This is a genomic window from Pseudomonas sp. 2, from assembly GCF_056627435.1.
The window spans coordinates 1-15,382 of sequence record NZ_JBWXNG010000011.1; the positions used below are offsets into that span (position 1 = coordinate 1).

The 15,382-nt window shown below is 62.0% G+C and carries 11 protein-coding genes and 2 pseudogenes; 4 read left to right on the forward strand and 9 right to left on the reverse strand.

All coding sequences use genetic code 11. From position 1 onward, the window contains the following. Positions 1–787 precede the first annotated feature (787 nt). Positions 788–1,693, forward strand: a pseudogene (locus AC1MEK_RS18400) (methyl-accepting chemotaxis protein); the annotation flags it as partial. 198 nt (positions 1,694–1,891) lie between these two features. Next, positions 1,892–2,596, forward strand: coding sequence for a methyl-accepting chemotaxis protein (locus AC1MEK_RS18405; RefSeq protein ID WP_480397896.1), 705 nt, complete (start codon positions 1,892–1,894; stop codon positions 2,594–2,596). A gap of 88 nt (positions 2,597–2,684) precedes the next feature. On the opposite strand, the gene AC1MEK_RS18410 is transcribed toward AC1MEK_RS18405, so the two are convergent. Both AC1MEK_RS18410 and AC1MEK_RS18415 read right to left on the reverse strand, forming a co-directional pair. Then, entirely contained in the window at positions 2,685–3,212 is a 528-nt protein-coding gene (locus AC1MEK_RS18410) for a methyl-accepting chemotaxis protein (RefSeq protein WP_480397897.1), read from the reverse strand. A gap of 12 nt (positions 3,213–3,224) precedes the next feature. Further along, positions 3,225–4,073: pseudogene (locus AC1MEK_RS18415) on the reverse strand (PAS domain-containing protein); the annotation flags it as partial. 178 nt (positions 4,074–4,251) lie between these two features. Between AC1MEK_RS18415 and AC1MEK_RS18420 the strand changes: the two are divergent. Next, positions 4,252–5,043: a substrate-binding domain-containing protein gene (locus tag AC1MEK_RS18420; RefSeq protein ID WP_480397710.1), complete on the forward strand. Its 792-nt coding sequence runs from the start codon at positions 4,252–4,254 to the stop codon at positions 5,041–5,043. Positions 5,044–5,164: 121 nt separating this feature from the next. Here the strand turns inward: AC1MEK_RS18420 and AC1MEK_RS18425 are convergent, their stop codons facing one another. Then, entirely contained in the window at positions 5,165–6,352 is a 1,188-nt protein-coding gene (locus AC1MEK_RS18425) for an MFS transporter (RefSeq protein WP_480397711.1), read from the reverse strand. 192 nt (positions 6,353–6,544) lie between these two features. Here AC1MEK_RS18425 and AC1MEK_RS18430 point away from each other — a divergent pair, with 192 nt between their 5' ends. Further along, positions 6,545–7,561 (forward strand): LacI family DNA-binding transcriptional regulator, encoded by a 1,017-nt coding sequence (locus AC1MEK_RS18430; RefSeq protein ID WP_480397712.1) that lies wholly within the window; start codon positions 6,545–6,547, stop codon positions 7,559–7,561. Between the two features lie 132 nt (positions 7,562–7,693). On the opposite strand, the gene AC1MEK_RS18435 is transcribed toward AC1MEK_RS18430, so the two are convergent. From AC1MEK_RS18435 to AC1MEK_RS18460, 6 genes are all read right to left on the reverse strand, one after another. Beyond that, positions 7,694–8,422, reverse strand: a complete 729-nt coding sequence (locus AC1MEK_RS18435; RefSeq protein ID WP_480397713.1) for an SDR family oxidoreductase — start codon at positions 8,420–8,422, stop codon at positions 7,694–7,696. A 2-nt stretch (positions 8,423–8,424) separates the two neighbouring features. Continuing rightward, entirely contained in the window at positions 8,425–9,957 is a 1,533-nt protein-coding gene (locus AC1MEK_RS18440) for an FGGY-family carbohydrate kinase (RefSeq protein ID WP_480397714.1), read from the reverse strand. 388 nt (positions 9,958–10,345) lie between these two features. After that, on the reverse strand, positions 10,346–11,437 hold the full coding sequence (locus AC1MEK_RS18445) for an alcohol dehydrogenase catalytic domain-containing protein (protein ID WP_480397715.1): 1,092 nt from the start codon (positions 11,435–11,437) through the stop codon (positions 10,346–10,348). Between the two features lie 237 nt (positions 11,438–11,674). Beyond that, a complete protein-coding gene (locus AC1MEK_RS18450) occupies positions 11,675–12,646 on the reverse strand; it encodes an ABC transporter permease (protein WP_480397898.1) in 972 nt (323 codons plus the stop codon). A 4-nt stretch (positions 12,647–12,650) separates the two neighbouring features. Next, positions 12,651–14,162: a sugar ABC transporter ATP-binding protein gene (locus AC1MEK_RS18455; RefSeq protein ID WP_480397716.1), complete on the reverse strand. Its 1,512-nt coding sequence runs from the start codon at positions 14,160–14,162 to the stop codon at positions 12,651–12,653. A gap of 84 nt (positions 14,163–14,246) precedes the next feature. Continuing rightward, positions 14,247–15,191, reverse strand: coding sequence for a substrate-binding domain-containing protein (locus AC1MEK_RS18460; protein WP_480397717.1), 945 nt, complete (start codon positions 15,189–15,191; stop codon positions 14,247–14,249). Positions 15,192–15,382: the final 191 nt, after the last annotated feature.

Here is a 15,382-nt window from a genome sequence, read left to right on the forward strand (position 1 = left end):
ATGCGGCTCGACCCACTCCGCGAGACCTCCGTTCAGCCTGCACCCAAGTCGCGTTTTGCGTCGTCTGGGCTGTCGCGCATCAAGATCAAGAGCCAAATCAAAAGCGACCGGCTTACGCTGTCCCCGTAGCAGCCGGGCTTGCCCGCGGGTCGCCCTCACGATCACCCCCGCCGGCAAGCCGTGCTGCTACGGGGAGGGTGTGGGGTTCCCGTACACAGATGTCGCAGGCGCCACAAACCGCGACTTGGGTGCAGGCTGAATGGAGGTCTCGTGGAGTGGGTCAAGCGGCAGGATGCCGCGCGAGGCGCGGGGCCATGGATGGCCCATTCGCGCCGGGCCCACGGAACGAGACCGGAATGAAGGGACCCGACGAAGTCGGGCCAAACCAGGAGCAAGACCCCTTGGTTACTTGGGGGTCTTTTCCAAGTAACTCGGCGAAGCCGAAACAGGTCTGGCGTTAGCCAGAACCCCCAAAGACAACCCATACCGACTGACACACCGCCCACACCGTAAAACCACCTGTATGTAACAAAAACGCCATCCCGTAAGACATTTCTTTCAGATTTTTCAGATCCCGCCGATGTAATCGAACACCTGACTGTTTCGCTGGCCCTCGATAACAACAACCCTCCCAGCTGACGACTACCAAACACGGACATCCTGGAGAAAATCGATGAAGAGCTGGTTCGCCAACATCAGCGTCAATATGAAGCTGGCCCTGGGCTTCGGCGTCGTACTCATTTTCACTGCCTTGCTGGCGCTGATCGGCTGGAACGGCCTGGGCAGTATGAAATTTCGCGCCGACCGGGTCGCCGACATTTCCAAGCTGACCAACAAACTCACTGACCTGCGCGTCACCCGTCTGCAATACATGCTCAGCAACGGTGACGAAACCGTGGCGCAGAACGTGCAAAACGCGCTGGACGCCTACAAGGCGCAGCAGCAGTTTTTGCAAACCACCTTCAGCAACCCGCAGAACGTCCCGCTGATCAAGTCGCTGGGTGAGCAGATCAACGCCTATCAGACCTCGCTGAACAAGATGCGCGACGGCTACAAGACCAGCGCCAAAGTCCGCGCCGACATGGGCGTCGATGCCGTGAAAGCGGCCGATCTGATCGCCGCGATCAACGACGACGTGATGAAAATGGACCCCACCGACGAGCGTCGTTTTGCCCAGTACCAGGACATTATCAAGGCCAAGGAAGACGTGATGCTGGTGCGCTACGAAGTGCGCGGCTACACCGGCAACGTCACCGCCAAGACTGAAGAGGCCGCTACCCGTCAGCTGTCCAGCGCCATCGCGGGCCTTGAGAAGCTCAACGCGACCTTCGGCGGCACTCAGGCTGATCGCCTCAAGCAACTGGAAACCTCGCTGCTCGCCTATCGCGACTCGGTGCAGGGCTTCAAGGTGGCCAACGACAACATCAACGCCGCGCGCACCGAGATGACCGACGAACAGGCGATCATCATCAAGCTGACCAACCAGTTGATCGACCTGCAAGTCTCCTTGGGCGACGCCGACACCCAGCAGGCTCGCACCCTGCAAATCGGCGCAACCCTGCTGGCGCTGATTCTCGGCGCGCTGGCGGCAGTGCTGATCACCCGTCAAATCACCCGCCCGCTGCAAGAAACCTTGGCCGTGGTCGACCGCATCGCGTCGGGCGACCTGACCCACAATCTGGTGGTCAACCGCAAGGACGAACTGGGCGTGCTGCAGCAGGGCATCCAGCGCATGGGCGCCACCCTGCGCGACCTGATCGGCGGCATCCGCGACAGCGTCACCCAGATCGCCAGCGCCGCCGAAGAGCTGTCGGCGGTCACCGAGCAGACCAGCGCCGGCGTGAACAGCCAGAAAGTCGAGACCGATCAGGTCGCCACCGCGATGCACGAAATGTCCGCGACCGTGCATGAAGTCGCGCGCAACGCAGAGCAGGCATCGGTCGCGGCCTCCGCTGCTGACAAAGAAGCACGGGACGGCGACAAGGTCGTGGGCGAGGCGATTGCCCAGATCGAAAGGCTGGCCACTGAAGTGGTGCGCTCGACCGACGCCATGAGCGTGCTGGAGCAGGAAAGCGACAAGATCGGCAAGGTCATGGACGTGATCAAGGCCGTGGCCGAGCAGACCAACCTGCTGGCGCTCAACGCGGCCATCGAAGCGGCGCGCGCCGGTGAAGCCGGTCGCGGTTTTGCGGTGGTGGCCGATGAAGTGCGCGGCCTGGCCCAGCGCACCCAGCAATCGACCGAAGAGATCGAAGGCTTGGTCGCCGCGCTGCAGAACGGCACGCGTCAGGTCTCGGACATCATGCTCAGCAGCCGCAACCTCACCGACAGCAGCGTGGCCCTGACCCGCAAGGCCGGTACGTCGCTGGAGAGCATCACCAACACCGTGTCCAACATCCAGGCGATGAACCAGCAGATCGCCGCCGCCGCCGAGCAGCAAAGCTCGGTGGCCGAGGAAATCAGCCGCAGCATCATCAACGTGCGCGACGTCTCCGAACAGACCGCCGCGGCCAGCGAAGAAACCGCAGCCTCCAGCGTGGAACTGGCGCGCCTGGGCAATCAGTTGCAGATGCTGGTGAGCCATTTCAGGGTGTAAGAAAAACGCGCCGGGCTTGAACAGCCCGGCGCGCTTTTAACGATTTTGAGGACAGAAAACGGGTTTCTAACGATTTTAGAGCACCCGATCAGCCCGACAACTGATTGGCAAACTGCCCCACTGCGCTGACCACTTTCTGCGCGCCATCCTGGATCTCGACGATCACCGACCCCGCCTCGCCCGCCAGTTCCAGGCCGGTCTGCGCCTGTTGCTTGCCGCTGATGATCACGTTCACCGCCTGCTCGGCCAGTTGCTGGTTCTGCTGGACCACGCCGACGATTTCTTCGGTGGCCTTGCTGGTGCGCGAGGCCAGTTGGCGGACTTCGTCGGCGACCACGGCGAAACCACGGCCCTGTTCACCGGCGCGGGCGGCTTCGATGGCGGCGTTGAGGGCCAGCAGGTTGGTCTGGTCGGCGATGCTGCTGATGCTCTGGATGATCGAGCCGATCAGTTGCGATTGCTTGTCCAGCGCGGCGATGCGCTCGGCAGCCTGCTCCATGTGCTGGGCCAGTTCGCGCATCACGTCCACGGTCTGCTGGACCACCGCCGCGCCCTTCTGCGCGCTGCCGTCGGTTTGCTGCGAGGTGCTGAAGGCAATATTGGCGGCCTCGGCCACGGCGTTTTCGCGATGAACCTGCTCGGTGATGACGGTGGCGAACTTCACCACCTTGTACAGCCGGTCGTGGGCGTCGGTGATCGGGTTATAGGACGCTTCCAGCCAGACCTCACGGCCGCGGCTGTCGACGCGCTTGAAACGCCCGGCGACGTATTCGCCGCGACGCAGTTTGTCCCAGAACGCCGCGTATTCTGGCGAGTTGGCCTCCTGAGGCTCGCAGAACATGCGGTGATGGTGGCCCTGAATCTGCGCCAGCGAGTAACCCATGGAGCTGAGGAAGCGGTCATTGGCCGCCAGCACTTCGCCGTTGAGGTTGAACTCGATCACGGCGGTCGAACGCTGCAGCGCCTCGATCAGGTTCTCGTGCTCGCGGGAGGCCTCGATGGTGCGGGTCAGGTCGCTGGAGTGCACGGTGAAGTACATCACGTGCCCACGACTGTCGCGCACCGGCTGCACGATCGAACGCAGCCAGGCTTCCTGGCCGTTGCCGCGCATCAGGCGCAGGGCAGCGCTCAGGTGTTCGCCACGGCTGATGGCCGATTTCAGGCGGTGATGGGAGTCCGAATTCTTGACGTGGGCAGGCACCAAGTCTTCGATGGCGCGCCCCACCAGGTCGGAATTGCGGTAATGCATTTCCTCTTCGAAGTTACTGTTGACCGACTCGATCCGGCCCTGAGGGTCCAGGCGCATGCCCAGCATTTCGCTGTCCAGGCTGCTGCGCACCTGCTCCACCGACGAAAGTTCTTCGCGCAGCGCAGCCAACTCTTGTTTGAGACGTTTATTGAACATGGACGGCGAACTTCCGAAAAGGTGAAGGGTGTCGCCATGAGCATCGGCCCGGCGCGGCGTTTCTTGAGCCATGTGCCATTACGCCGTCGCATTCAGACATCGGCGTCGCAGTGAACCCCAGGCGTCAATCCGCGTCTGTCACAGCATGCGCGCAAGAAAGGGATTTACTCATCGCCTGATTGCCACATACTGCCCGCGCTGTTTTTCATTTTGTCAGAGCCACCTTCATTATTTTTTCAGGTTCATCTTCATGAAAAGAATTCTGCCTTACCTGCTCAGCGCCGCCATTTCCTTCATGCCGGCGGCCTTCGTTCACGCAGCCACCCCCAAAGCCCCCGTGCAGCTGATCGTGCTCAGCTCCGGCGGGATCATGGGCGCCTTCAACGCCGTGACTTCCGATTACGAACAACGCGTGGGCGTGAAACTTCAGGGCGAAGTGGCGCCATCCATGGGCGCGACGCCGCAGGCCATCCCCAACCGCCTGGCACGCCAGGAACCGGCCGATGTGGTGCTGATGGTGGGCGCGGCGCTGGACAAGCTGATCAAGGACGGCCAGGTCGACCCGAAAACCCGCGTGGATCTGGGCAAATCTTATATCGCCATGGCGGTGAAACATGGCGCGCCGCATCCGGACATCAGCACCATGGAGGCCTTCAAGCAGACGCTGATCGACGCGAAAAGCATCGCCTACTCCGACAGCGCCAGCGGCGTGTATCTGTCTCGCGTGCTGTTCAACCAGATGCACATCGCCGACCGCATCCAGAGCAAGAGCCGGATGATTCCGGCAACGCCTGTGGGCGAAATCGTGGCTAAAGGCGAGGCCGAGATCGGTTTTCAGCAGTTGAGCGAACTGAAGCCGGTGGAGGGCATCGACATCATCGGCCTGATCCCTGATCAGGCGCAGCAGATGACCCTGTACTCGGCGGGGGTGGTGACTAAAAGCAAGCACCCGGAGCAGGCCAGGCAGTTTCTGGAATTCTTGAGTTCGTCAGCGGCAGCGCCGGCGATCAAGGCCAGCGGGCTTGATCCGATAGCCAAATAATCAATCGGAAGAATCTGGAGATATACGCCGAATTTGACTCCAGCGCATATCCCGTAGCAGTCCGGCTTGCCGGCGGTGGCGTTTTCAAGAACGCCACCGCTGGCAAGCCGGACTGCTACGGTCAGGCGAACTGTTGCCGCGCCTGCACCCAACGCATGCTGACCATCGCCAGCAACGCGACAACGGCCACCAGCCCGGCGAAGAACTCACCTACATGCGCCAGGCCAAACGCGCGCACGCTGAAGCCCACCGCCACCACCGGCACCGAAATCGAGATGTACAGCACGACGAAGAACGCCGAGGTCACCGCCGCTTTCTGATCCGGCGGGCTGCTGGCCGTTACCGCGCCGATGCCCGCGCGCAGGATCATGCCCTGCCCCGCACCGGCCATGAAACCGGCCGCCACCAGGAACAACAGCTGCGCCGTGGCGATGCTCAGGCCCAGGCAAATCATGCCGATGATCAGCCCGACGCAGCCCAGGGTCATGTGCTGCGAGCGCGGCAGCCATTGCAGCAGCGCCTGGCCGACAATCGACGCCACGAAGAACAGGCCGATCACCGCGCCAATCAGCAGGCCGCCGTGGATCTCCATGATGTGGATCATCACCGACGGCACCATGCTGGTGAACAGCCCCGCCACGCTGAAGCCCGCCAATCCGGCAATCGACGCGGGAATGAACACGCTGCGCACCGACGCGGGCACCGAAGGTTTCTGAATGCTCAGTTTCAACTGGGCCGGGCGCTGGACGGTTTCGCGAATCACCGCCACACCCAGCGCGGCCAGCAACAACAACGCCAGGTGCACGTAGAACACCAGATGCAGCGGATCAGGCAGATGCTGCGAGGTGAGCCCGGCCAGCGGCGGCCCGATGCCCAGCCCGAGCATGTTGGCGGCGGTGGCCATCAGCGTGGCGTTCTTGAAGGTTTTCGGCGCCAGCTCGATCACCGCCACCGTGGCGGTGCCGGTCATGATGCCCGCTGAAAAACCCGAGAACAGGCGGCCCAGCAACAGGCCGGCGATCGAATCGGTGCAGAGGAAAATCCCGGCGCTCAGCGCCCCCATCAACAGGCCGGCCAGCAGCATCGGCCGACGCCCCAGTTGGTCCGACCAGCTGCCCACCGCCAGCAGCGCGGCGAGTACGCCCGCGGCATAAATGGAAAAAATGATGGTCAGCCAGCTCGCGTCGAAACCCAGGCGTTGTTGGTAGATCGCGTACAGCGGCGTGGGCAGCGTGGTGCCGACCATGGCGATCAACAGCGCCAGGGCGGCGATGAAGAAGTCGCGGGAAGAAGAAGCAGACGAGGTCATGAACCCTCCAGACCGGGAAAGTACACACATTATCCATGGATTGCGTACAAAGGTCGAAACCGCACCGATGAAAACGTTAACATTCAGCTCGCCGAATAGACCAATCCCGGCGCGCATCGTGCTAGCCTTGCGCAATCCGCGAGCGTCGCGAGTCTCGTGCAGGTTGTTCCGTTTGAAGGCCGCCAGAAGTCCATGAGCAAAAAAGCCCCCGTCACCATCTCCGACATCGCCCGCCGGGTGAACATGACTCCGGTCACCGTCTCCCGCGCGCTGAACAAGCCTGATCTGGTCAAGCCTGCAACGCTGGCGAAGATCCTGGAAGTCGCCCAGGAGCTGGACTACGTACCCAATGCCTTCGCCCGCAGCCTCAAGCGCAGCGAAAGCATGATCATCGGCGTGATCACCGCCTCGGTGGACAACCCGTTCTACAGCGAGATGATCAAGGCCATTTCCCGTGAGGCGAAGAAACACGGCTACACCATCATGCTGGTGGACACCGACGGCTCCGAGGAGCTCGAACGCAAGGCCGTGGACACCCTGCTCAGCTATCGCGTGGCGGGCATCGTGCTGTCGCCGGTGTCGGACGAGCCCGAGTACCAACCCCACTACCTGAGCCGACTGGCCAACGGCGACATCCCCGTGGTGCAACTGGACCGCGCGCTGCACGAAAGCCCCTTCAGCCATGTGGTGCTGGACAACTACCACAGCGGCCTGAAAGGCGCGCGCTATCTGTTGGCGCAGAACCCGGCGATGCAGCGCCTGCTGGTGCTGACCGGGCCTGCGCATTCGCGGATTTCCGAGGAGCGGCTCAAGGGCGTGAAGGCCGCGCTGGCCGAGAGCGGCAAACAGGTGCAACTGGACGTGTTCGCCGGGGACTACACGCTGGAGCCGTCGTACCTGAGCACCCTCGCCTACCTGGATCAACAGCCGCTGCCGGATGCGATTTTCGGTTTCAACCAGTTGATTACCCTGGGCGCGATGCGTGCGCTGCGCGATCGTGATATCGCCCATGACAGCCTGCCGATCTGCGGCATCGACCGCCTGCCCTTCGCCGATATCTTCGGCATCCCCATCGCCTGCATCGCCCACGATGCGTCGCTGGCAGGCAGCAGCGCAGTGACCTTGCTGCTGGAGCGCATTGCCGACCGGTATCTGCCCAAGGCTAAGGTGGTGATTGCGGGTGAGTTGGAGAATGGATTGGCAGGCTGACACTGCTCCAACGCCGGACACAATTCCTGTAGGAGCGAATTCATTCGCGAACGGTGGCGCGGGCGACAGAGATGCATCGTCTGTCACGGCCAATCGCGAATGAATTCGCTCCTACAGGTTCTATGACAACGCTCAGCGGCTGGTATAGCCACCATCAATCGGCAGCGAGATGCCACTGATCATCGACGCCGCGCTGCTGAGCAGAAACAGGATCGGCTCGGCCACTTCCGACGTTTCGGCAAACCGCCCAAGGGGAATCGCCGCCAGCGCCGGGTCGCGTTTGCTTGGCTCGCTCCAGGCCATCTGCGCCATGGGCGTGAGGGTCACGGTGGGGTTGACGCTGTTGACGCGAATTCCGTGTCGCCCCCATTCGCCGCACTGCACGCGGGTCATGGCGTCCATCGCGCCCTTGGACGCGCAATAGCTCAGGTGATCGTCCAGCGCCACCAGCGAGGCCTGGCTCGACACGTTGACGATGCTGCCTTTCACGCCCCCGCCGATCATTGCCTTGGCCACGCTGGCGGCCACCATCGCCGCCGCGCGCACGTTGACGGTCATGACCTGATCGAACGCCTGAGCGCTGACCTCAACAGCCGACTCCAGAATCGAAATGCCCGCGCAGTTGACCAGCCCGTGCATCAGCGGAAGCTCTGCCAATACCGCCGCCAGTTGCTGTTGATCGGCCATGTCGACGCTGATCGCCTGGCAACCCAATGCAGCCAGCGCAGCACGATCGCGGCCCATGGCGTACACCTCGGCGCCACAGGCGATCAAACGCTGCGCCACTTCACGACCGATTCCGCTGCTGGCCCCGGTCACCAGCAGGCGCTGGCCAGTGAAATCAAAACGAACCGTGCTCACATTCAGGCTCCCTGCAGGCGATGCATGATGGGTTTGAGCGCCGGATACAGCGCCACGTAATCGGCGAACAATCGCGAGTACAGTGCGACATTTTCCGCCTGAGGTTCGGCGCGACGCTGCAGTTGTACCCAGCCCTTGTGCACCTGTTCTTCGTCCACCAGCCCCACGGCATGGGCGGCCAGCAAGGCTGCACCGAGCGCCGCTTCCACTTCCTGAACGATGGTGTAGACCGGGAAGTTGGTGACGTCGGCGATGATCTGCATCCACAGGTCCGAATGGCTCGCGCCGCCGACCACGATCAAACGCGGGTCCAGCGATTGCGCGCCGCGGGTGCCTGCCTCGATGTTGTGACGCAGCGCGAAGGTCACGCCTTCGAGCACCGCGCGGTACAGGTGGATGCGGCTGTGATAGAGGTTCAGGCCGACGAAACTGCCACTGGCCTTGGCGTCCCACACCGGGCTGCGCTCGCCCATCAGATAGGGCAGGAACAACACGCCATCACTGCCCGCCGGAATGTTCCGCGCGGCACGTTCGAGAATGGCGTGGCTGTCTTCACCGGTCTCTCGGCCCTGCTGTTCTTCGGCCTGACAGAACTGTTCGCGATACCAACTGACCGACGCACCGGCGGTGATCGCGCCGCCAAAAATGTAGAGGTCCTGAGCGCCATTGAACACGTGAGGGAAACTCACCAGCCCATGCCGCGCATCGACCTGTTGATTCAGATAACCCCAGCACATGCTGGTGCCGATCATCGCCACGTGGTTGCCGGCCTGGGTCACGCCCGCTGCGAACGTCGCCATGGCCGCATCAACCCCGCCGCCGAGCACGGGAGTGCCCGGGCTCAGCCCCAGCCGCTCGGCCCAGTCTTCCAGCAGGCCGCCGACCACGTCGCCGGAATGCACCAGGCGCTCGGGCATCATCGCCTGGGGGATGCCCAGCGCGTCGAGCATCTCGCCGGACCACGCCCGGGCCTTCACGTCGTAGACCCCACCGATGTTGCCGGCCGAGCTGTGGTCCACGGCGATCTCGCCGGTCAGGCAGTAGTTGATGTAGCTGTTGGGCGGCAGCAGATAGCGGGCTTCGGCCCAGACGTTGGGCTGTTTGTCCTTGAGCCAGAGCATCTTGGTGAAGCCGTAGTAGCTGTCCACCGCGTTGCCGGTGATCGCGTACAAACGCTCGAGATCCACATGTTGATTGACCCATTGCACCTGATCTTCGGCGCGGCGGTCCATCCAGATCAGGCACGGGTACAGCGGTTTGATCTGCGCGTCGACGGCAATCCCGGAGCCGCCGTACAGGCTGCTGACGCACAGGGATTTCACGCTCTCTTTCGCCACGCCGCTTTTGTGCATGCAGCCGCTGATGCAGGCTTGCACGGCATCGAGCCAGACCTTCGGCCACTGCTCGGCCCAGCGCGGTTTTGGCGTGTCGACCTTATAGCCCTGGCTGTGCTGCGCGACGATGCGGCCCTGGGCATCGACCAGCAACGCCTTGGTGCTCTGGGTGCCGATATCGACCCCGATGACGTATTCCATCTTTGCGCGCTCTCTTGTTATTGGGTTTGATACTCCGGCATTTGTGGTGCTCGGACCTACGCCTTCGTGAGCAAGCTCACTCCCACATTAATCAGCGTTGCGTCAGGCCCCTCAGCCGTTCACTGAGTCTGTAGGAGTGAGCTTGCTCATTCCCACAGTCATCAGCGTTGCAGCAAGGTCCTCAGTCGTTCACTGAGTCTGTAGAAGTGAGCTTGCTCACTCCCACAGTCATCAGCGTTGCAGCAAGGTCCTCAGTCGTTCACTGAGTCTGTAGAAGTGAGCTTGCTCACTCCCACAGTCATCAGCGTTGCAGCAGGGTCCTCAGCCGTTCACTGAGTCTGTGGGAGTGAGCTTGCTCACGAAAGGGCAACAGCGATCACCCCAGCACTCAGGCACCTGCCACGGGCTTGAGCAGCACCTTGATCGATTTGGTCGAATTCGCCAGCTCGAACGCCTCGGCAAAATCATCCAGCCCGAAGTCATGGGTGACGATACCCTTGGAGGTCACCAAACCGCGTTCGAACAGGTCGATGGCGATCGGGTAGCAATAGGGCCCCAGGTGGGCGCCGCGTACGTCCAGTTCCTTGCGGTCACCGATGATCGACCAGTCGGCGCTGGTCTCGGCGCCGAACACGCTGAATTCGACGAAACGCCCCAGTTTGCGAATCAGGTCCAGGCCCTGAGTCACGCCCACCGGCACGCCGGTGGTTTCGATGTACACGTCGCAGCCATAGCCGTCGGTAAGGCCGTTGATGATCTCGCGGGCGTTGTCGCGGTTGGGATTGATCACCACGTCGGCGCCGAACTTTTTCGCCAGTTCCAGGCGCTCGTCGACCATGTCGATGACCACCAGTTTCTTCGGTGTTTTCAGCGCCGCGACCTGCACCATGCACAGGCCCAGGGTGCCGGCACCGGCGATCACCAGCACGTCGTCGAGCTGCACGTCGCCACGGTTGACGGTGTGGATAGAACAGGCCATCGGCTCGATCAGTGCCGAGTCTTCCAGCGAAACCGACTCGGGAATCTTGTGCACGATGGCGGTTTTCGGAATGCGCATGTACTGCGCCATGCCGCCTTCGGCGACGTCTTTCTGGAAGCCGAAGATGTTGTGCACTTCGCACATCCAGTACTTGCCGGATTTGCAGAACTTGCACTTCTCGCACGGCACGATCTGCTCGGCGATGACCTTGTCGCCAACCTTCACGCCGAAGTGTTCTTCGGCACCCTCGCCCACCGAATCCACGTAACCGAAAAACTCGTGGCCCGGCACCACCGGCGCCTTGACCCACGGGCTCTCGCCGCCCCAGAACATCGCCGCGCCAGAATGGCATTTGCAGTCACTGGCGCAGATGCCACAGGCGCCGATGCGAATCACCAGTTCATTGGCCCGCGCCACCGGTTTGCCGATGCGCTCCAGGCGGTAGTCTTTCGGGGCATGGCAGACAACGGCTTGCATGGTGTTTTGTGTGTTTTGTTCCATGTCGGTTTACCTGTTGGAGAGAGGTGGGGAATGCGGATCGTGGCCGCTGATTTCAATTCGGATGTGGGGGGGCCGTTCTGGCCATTTCGTGAGCAAGCTCACTCCCACAGTGGATCGGGGTACGTGCACAAGGCCTGTGGGAGCAAGCAAGCTCAATCCCATAGTCGATTGGCGTGCATACACAAGACCTGTGGGAGTGAGCTTGCTCACGAAGGGGCCAGACTCATCACCACAGACTTACTTATGCCGCTGCCGACTGATGAAAATCGCCAGCAGGATGATTGCGCCCTTGATCACGCTCTGCACATACGGCGAGACGCCGAGCATGTTCAGGCCGTTGTTGAGTACGCCCAGCAGCATGGCGCCCACCAGCGTGCCGATGATCACGCCGCGTCCGCCGGCGATCGACGCACCGCCAAGCACCACCGCCGCGATGGCGTCCAGTTCGAAGCCGACCCCGGCGTTGGGCTGGCCGCTCATCAAGCGTGACGACAGCACCAGCCCGGCAATCGCCGCCGTCAGACCGCTGATCGAGTACACCAACAGCTTGAAGCGCGAAGCGCGCACGCCAGACAAACGCACCGCTTCCTCGTTGCCGCCGATGGCATACACATAACGCCCGATGCGCGTGTGTTGCAGCAGCACCCAGGCGAAGAAGTAGGTCAGGAGCATGATCAGGATCGGCACCTGAATGCCGAACAAGGTGCCGCGCCCGAACCAGGCGAACCACTCGGGCATGCCGGAAATCGGGTAGCCGTCGGTGTACATCAGCCCCAGCCCGCGGGCGATGCCCATGGTGGCGAGGGTGACGATGATCGGCGGCATTTTCAGGTAGGCGACGAAAATGCCGTTGCCCACGCCAAAGCCCACGCCGATCAACAGGCCGATAAGAATCGCGATCGGCGCAGGCACACCCGCCACCATCAGGCCGGTAGTCAGGGTGCCGGACAATGCCATGACCGGCCCCACCGACAGATCGATGCCGCCAGTGAGGATCACGCAGGTCATGCCCACGGCGATGATCGCGTTGATCGACACCTGCCGCGCGATGTTTTCCAGGTTCGCCCCGGTGAGGAACTTGTCGCTGGCAAAGATCATGAAGACCGTCACCAGCACCAGCCCGACAAAGGGATAGAACGCGGGCGAGCGAACCAGTTGAGCGAAGTTGAGCTTCACGCGGCTCTTCGCGGGGGTGGCCTGTGCAGCCATGGTTTTAGTGGAGGTGTTCACTGGAAAGACTCCCGGTAGCGTGGCGCATCACTTCTTGCGGGTTGATGTCGCCGGCCTGCAGCACCTTGACGATGGCGCCCTTGTTGAAGACGGCTACGCGGTCGCACATGCCGATGATTTCCGGCAGTTCCGAAGAAATCATGATGATCGCGAAGCCTTGTTCGGTGAGTTTGCGCATCAGGTTGTAGATCTCCGCCTTGGCGCCCACGTCGATGCCGCGGGTCGGTTCGTCGAAGATCAGGATGTCGCAGTGGTGATTGATCCAGCGCGCGATCACCACCTTCTGCTGGTTGCCGCCGGAGAGGTTGAGCACCCGGCTTTCGCAGGACGGCGCCTTGATTTGCAGCTGGCGCATCAGCTCGGCGGTGGTGAGGTTTTCCTTGCTCCGGTCGAGCAGATGCGCAGCACTTTCGTACTTGCCCAGATTGTTCAGCGAGATGTTTTCGCGAATGCTGAAGTCGACGATCAAGCCTTCGCTCTTGCGGCTTTCGGGCAACAGGCCGATGCCGTTGGCCAGCGCCTGCGCCGGGTCGCTGAGGTTCACCGGCTGGCCACGCAGCGCTACGTCCTTGCTCACCACCGGCAGCGCGCCGATGACCCCCAGCGCCAGCTCCGTGCGGCCGGACCCGACCAGCCCGGCAAAGCCGAGGATCTCGCCCTTGTGCAGGTTGAAGCTGTTGTGCGGGCCATTGCGCGTCAGCTGGATATCGCGGACCTGCAGCACCACCTCGCCCTGCGCCTTTTCCGGTTTGGGCGGGAAGCTCGCTTCCAGACGCCGCCCCACCATCATCTCCACCAGGGTGTCGATGTCGCTGTCGGCCACGGTCAATGCGCCGACATTGGCGCCGTCGCGCAGCACGCTGATGCGATCGCACACCTGGAAGATTTCCTCCAGATGATGGGAGATGAAAATCACCGCCACGCCCTGGCTTTTCAGCTCGCGCATGATGTCGAACAGCAGGTCGGCTTCGGACGGTGTGAGGGTCGCGGTCGGCTCATCGAGAATCAGCAAGCGCGCTTCCAATGCCAGCGCCTTGGCGATCTCGACGAACTGCTGTTCGGCCACGCTCAGGTGCTCGACCGAACACTCCAGATTGATCTTCACCCCCAGACGGTCGAACAACTCGACGGCTTTGGCGCGCATGTCCTTCTTGCGCAGCAGGCCCAGGCCGTTGACCAGCTCGTGACCGAGGAAAATGTTCTCCACGGCGCTCAGGTACGGGATCAGGCTGAACTCCTGAAACACGATGCCGACACCGGCCGCGATCGCCTCGTTGTAGGTCGCGAAATGCTGCTCGGCGCCGTCGATGCGGATGCTGCCCTGGTCCTGGTGTTCGACACCGGCCAGGATCTTCATCAGCGTCGATTTGCCCGCGCCGTTTTCCCCCAGCAGGGCATGGATCTCGCCGCGCTCGACCTCAAGGTTGATCGACTTGAGCGCCTGCACGCCGGGGTAGCTTTTACAGATGTTTTCCAATTGCAGAAGGCAGCTCATGGGCACCTCGCCAGACGTGATCGTGCTGTCACTCAGTGCCGTTCGCCGGACGCACTCAGCGCCCGGCCAACGACCAGGAGCGGCTTACCAGGTAAAGGTCTTGGCCTTGGCCTGATCGACCAGCAGGATGTCCACGGGAATGGCGCTCGGCACCTGCGAGCCCCACTTCTTGGCCAGTGCGACGCCCAGGGCCAGACGCACCTGATCGCGCGGGTACTGGGCGGAGGTGGCGATGAACTTGCTGTTGGGCTTCTGGATTTCCTTCACCGCTTCCGGCGAGCCGTCGACGCTGGTGAGTTTCACGTCCATGCCGCTGGATTCGATGGCGGCCAGCGCACCGAGCGAGCCGTTGTCGTTGACGCTGAACAGGCCTTTGAGATTGGGCTGGGCCTGGAGCATGTTCTCGGTGACGCTCAGCGCCTGATCACGTTCCTGCTTGCCGTTCTGAATGCTGACGATCTTGATGTCCGGGTACTTGGCCAGCGCTTCCTTGCAACCGCGCACGCGTTCGAGAATCGGCACCACGGCGATGCCATCGAGAATGCCCACGTCACCCTTGCCACCAATGTTCTTGGCCAGGTAATCGCAGGCCTGCACGCCGGCGTCGAAGTTCTTGGAGCCGACGAACGAATCCAGCGGGCCGTTGGCCTGCGCATCCACCGCGACCACCACCACGCCCTTGTCATGGGCCTGCTTGACGGCCGACTGCACGCCCACCGAATCGGTCGGGTTGATGATCAGCACATCGATGCCCTTCTGCAGCATGTCCTCGATGTCGCTGATCTGCTTGGACACATCGTGCCGCGCATCGGTGACCAGCAGGGTCGCGCCAATGCTGCCGCTGGCGTCCTGCAGGGCGTCCTTCATGGTCACGAAATACGGGTTATTGATCTCTTGGAACGAAGCACCGATTTTCAGCGGACCGGTTTTCGCATCGGCAGCCTGAACGGTGAGGGAGCCCGCGCACGCGACAGCCACGGCGAGCGATGCGAGAACGGCGGAGAAGCCTTGCTTGAGGCGAGTTGTCATAGCGAAAAATCCCGTTGTTTTTATTGTTAAAGCGGAAATGTCATCGTTAACATTTTGGAAATTAGCAGAGAAGATTCTGGTTGGCAACTGACGTTGACGCAGGTTTCGTTGACAAATTTTGCAACGCTTATCCATACTCCAAATAGTCATACGACAACAGATAACACCCTTACAACAACATCAAGACAGGG

Coding starts and splice junctions, on each gene's coding strand:
- AC1MEK_RS18425 (WP_480397711.1), bottom strand. CDS start 6,352: ATGACCTCGTCTGCTTCTTCTTCCCGCGACTTCTTCATCGCCGCCCTG.
- AC1MEK_RS18430 (WP_480397712.1), top strand. CDS start 6,545: ATGAGCAAAAAAGCCCCCGTCACCATCTCCGACATCGCCCGCCGGGTG.
- AC1MEK_RS18445 (WP_480397715.1), bottom strand. CDS start 11,437: ATGGAACAAAACACACAAAACACCATGCAAGCCGTTGTCTGCCATGCC.
- AC1MEK_RS18455 (WP_480397716.1), bottom strand. CDS start 14,162: ATGAGCTGCCTTCTGCAATTGGAAAACATCTGTAAAAGCTACCCCGGC.
- AC1MEK_RS18420 (WP_480397710.1), top strand. CDS start 4,252: ATGAAAAGAATTCTGCCTTACCTGCTCAGCGCCGCCATTTCCTTCATG.
- AC1MEK_RS18450 (WP_480397898.1), bottom strand. CDS start 12,646: ATGGCTGCACAGGCCACCCCCGCGAAGAGCCGCGTGAAGCTCAACTTC.
- AC1MEK_RS18405 (WP_480397896.1), top strand. CDS start 1,892: ATGTCCGCGACCGTGCATGAAGTCGCGCGCAACGCAGAGCAGGCATCG.
- AC1MEK_RS18440 (WP_480397714.1), bottom strand. CDS start 9,957: ATGGAATACGTCATCGGGGTCGATATCGGCACCCAGAGCACCAAGGCG.
- AC1MEK_RS18460 (WP_480397717.1), bottom strand. CDS start 15,191: ATGACAACTCGCCTCAAGCAAGGCTTCTCCGCCGTTCTCGCATCGCTC.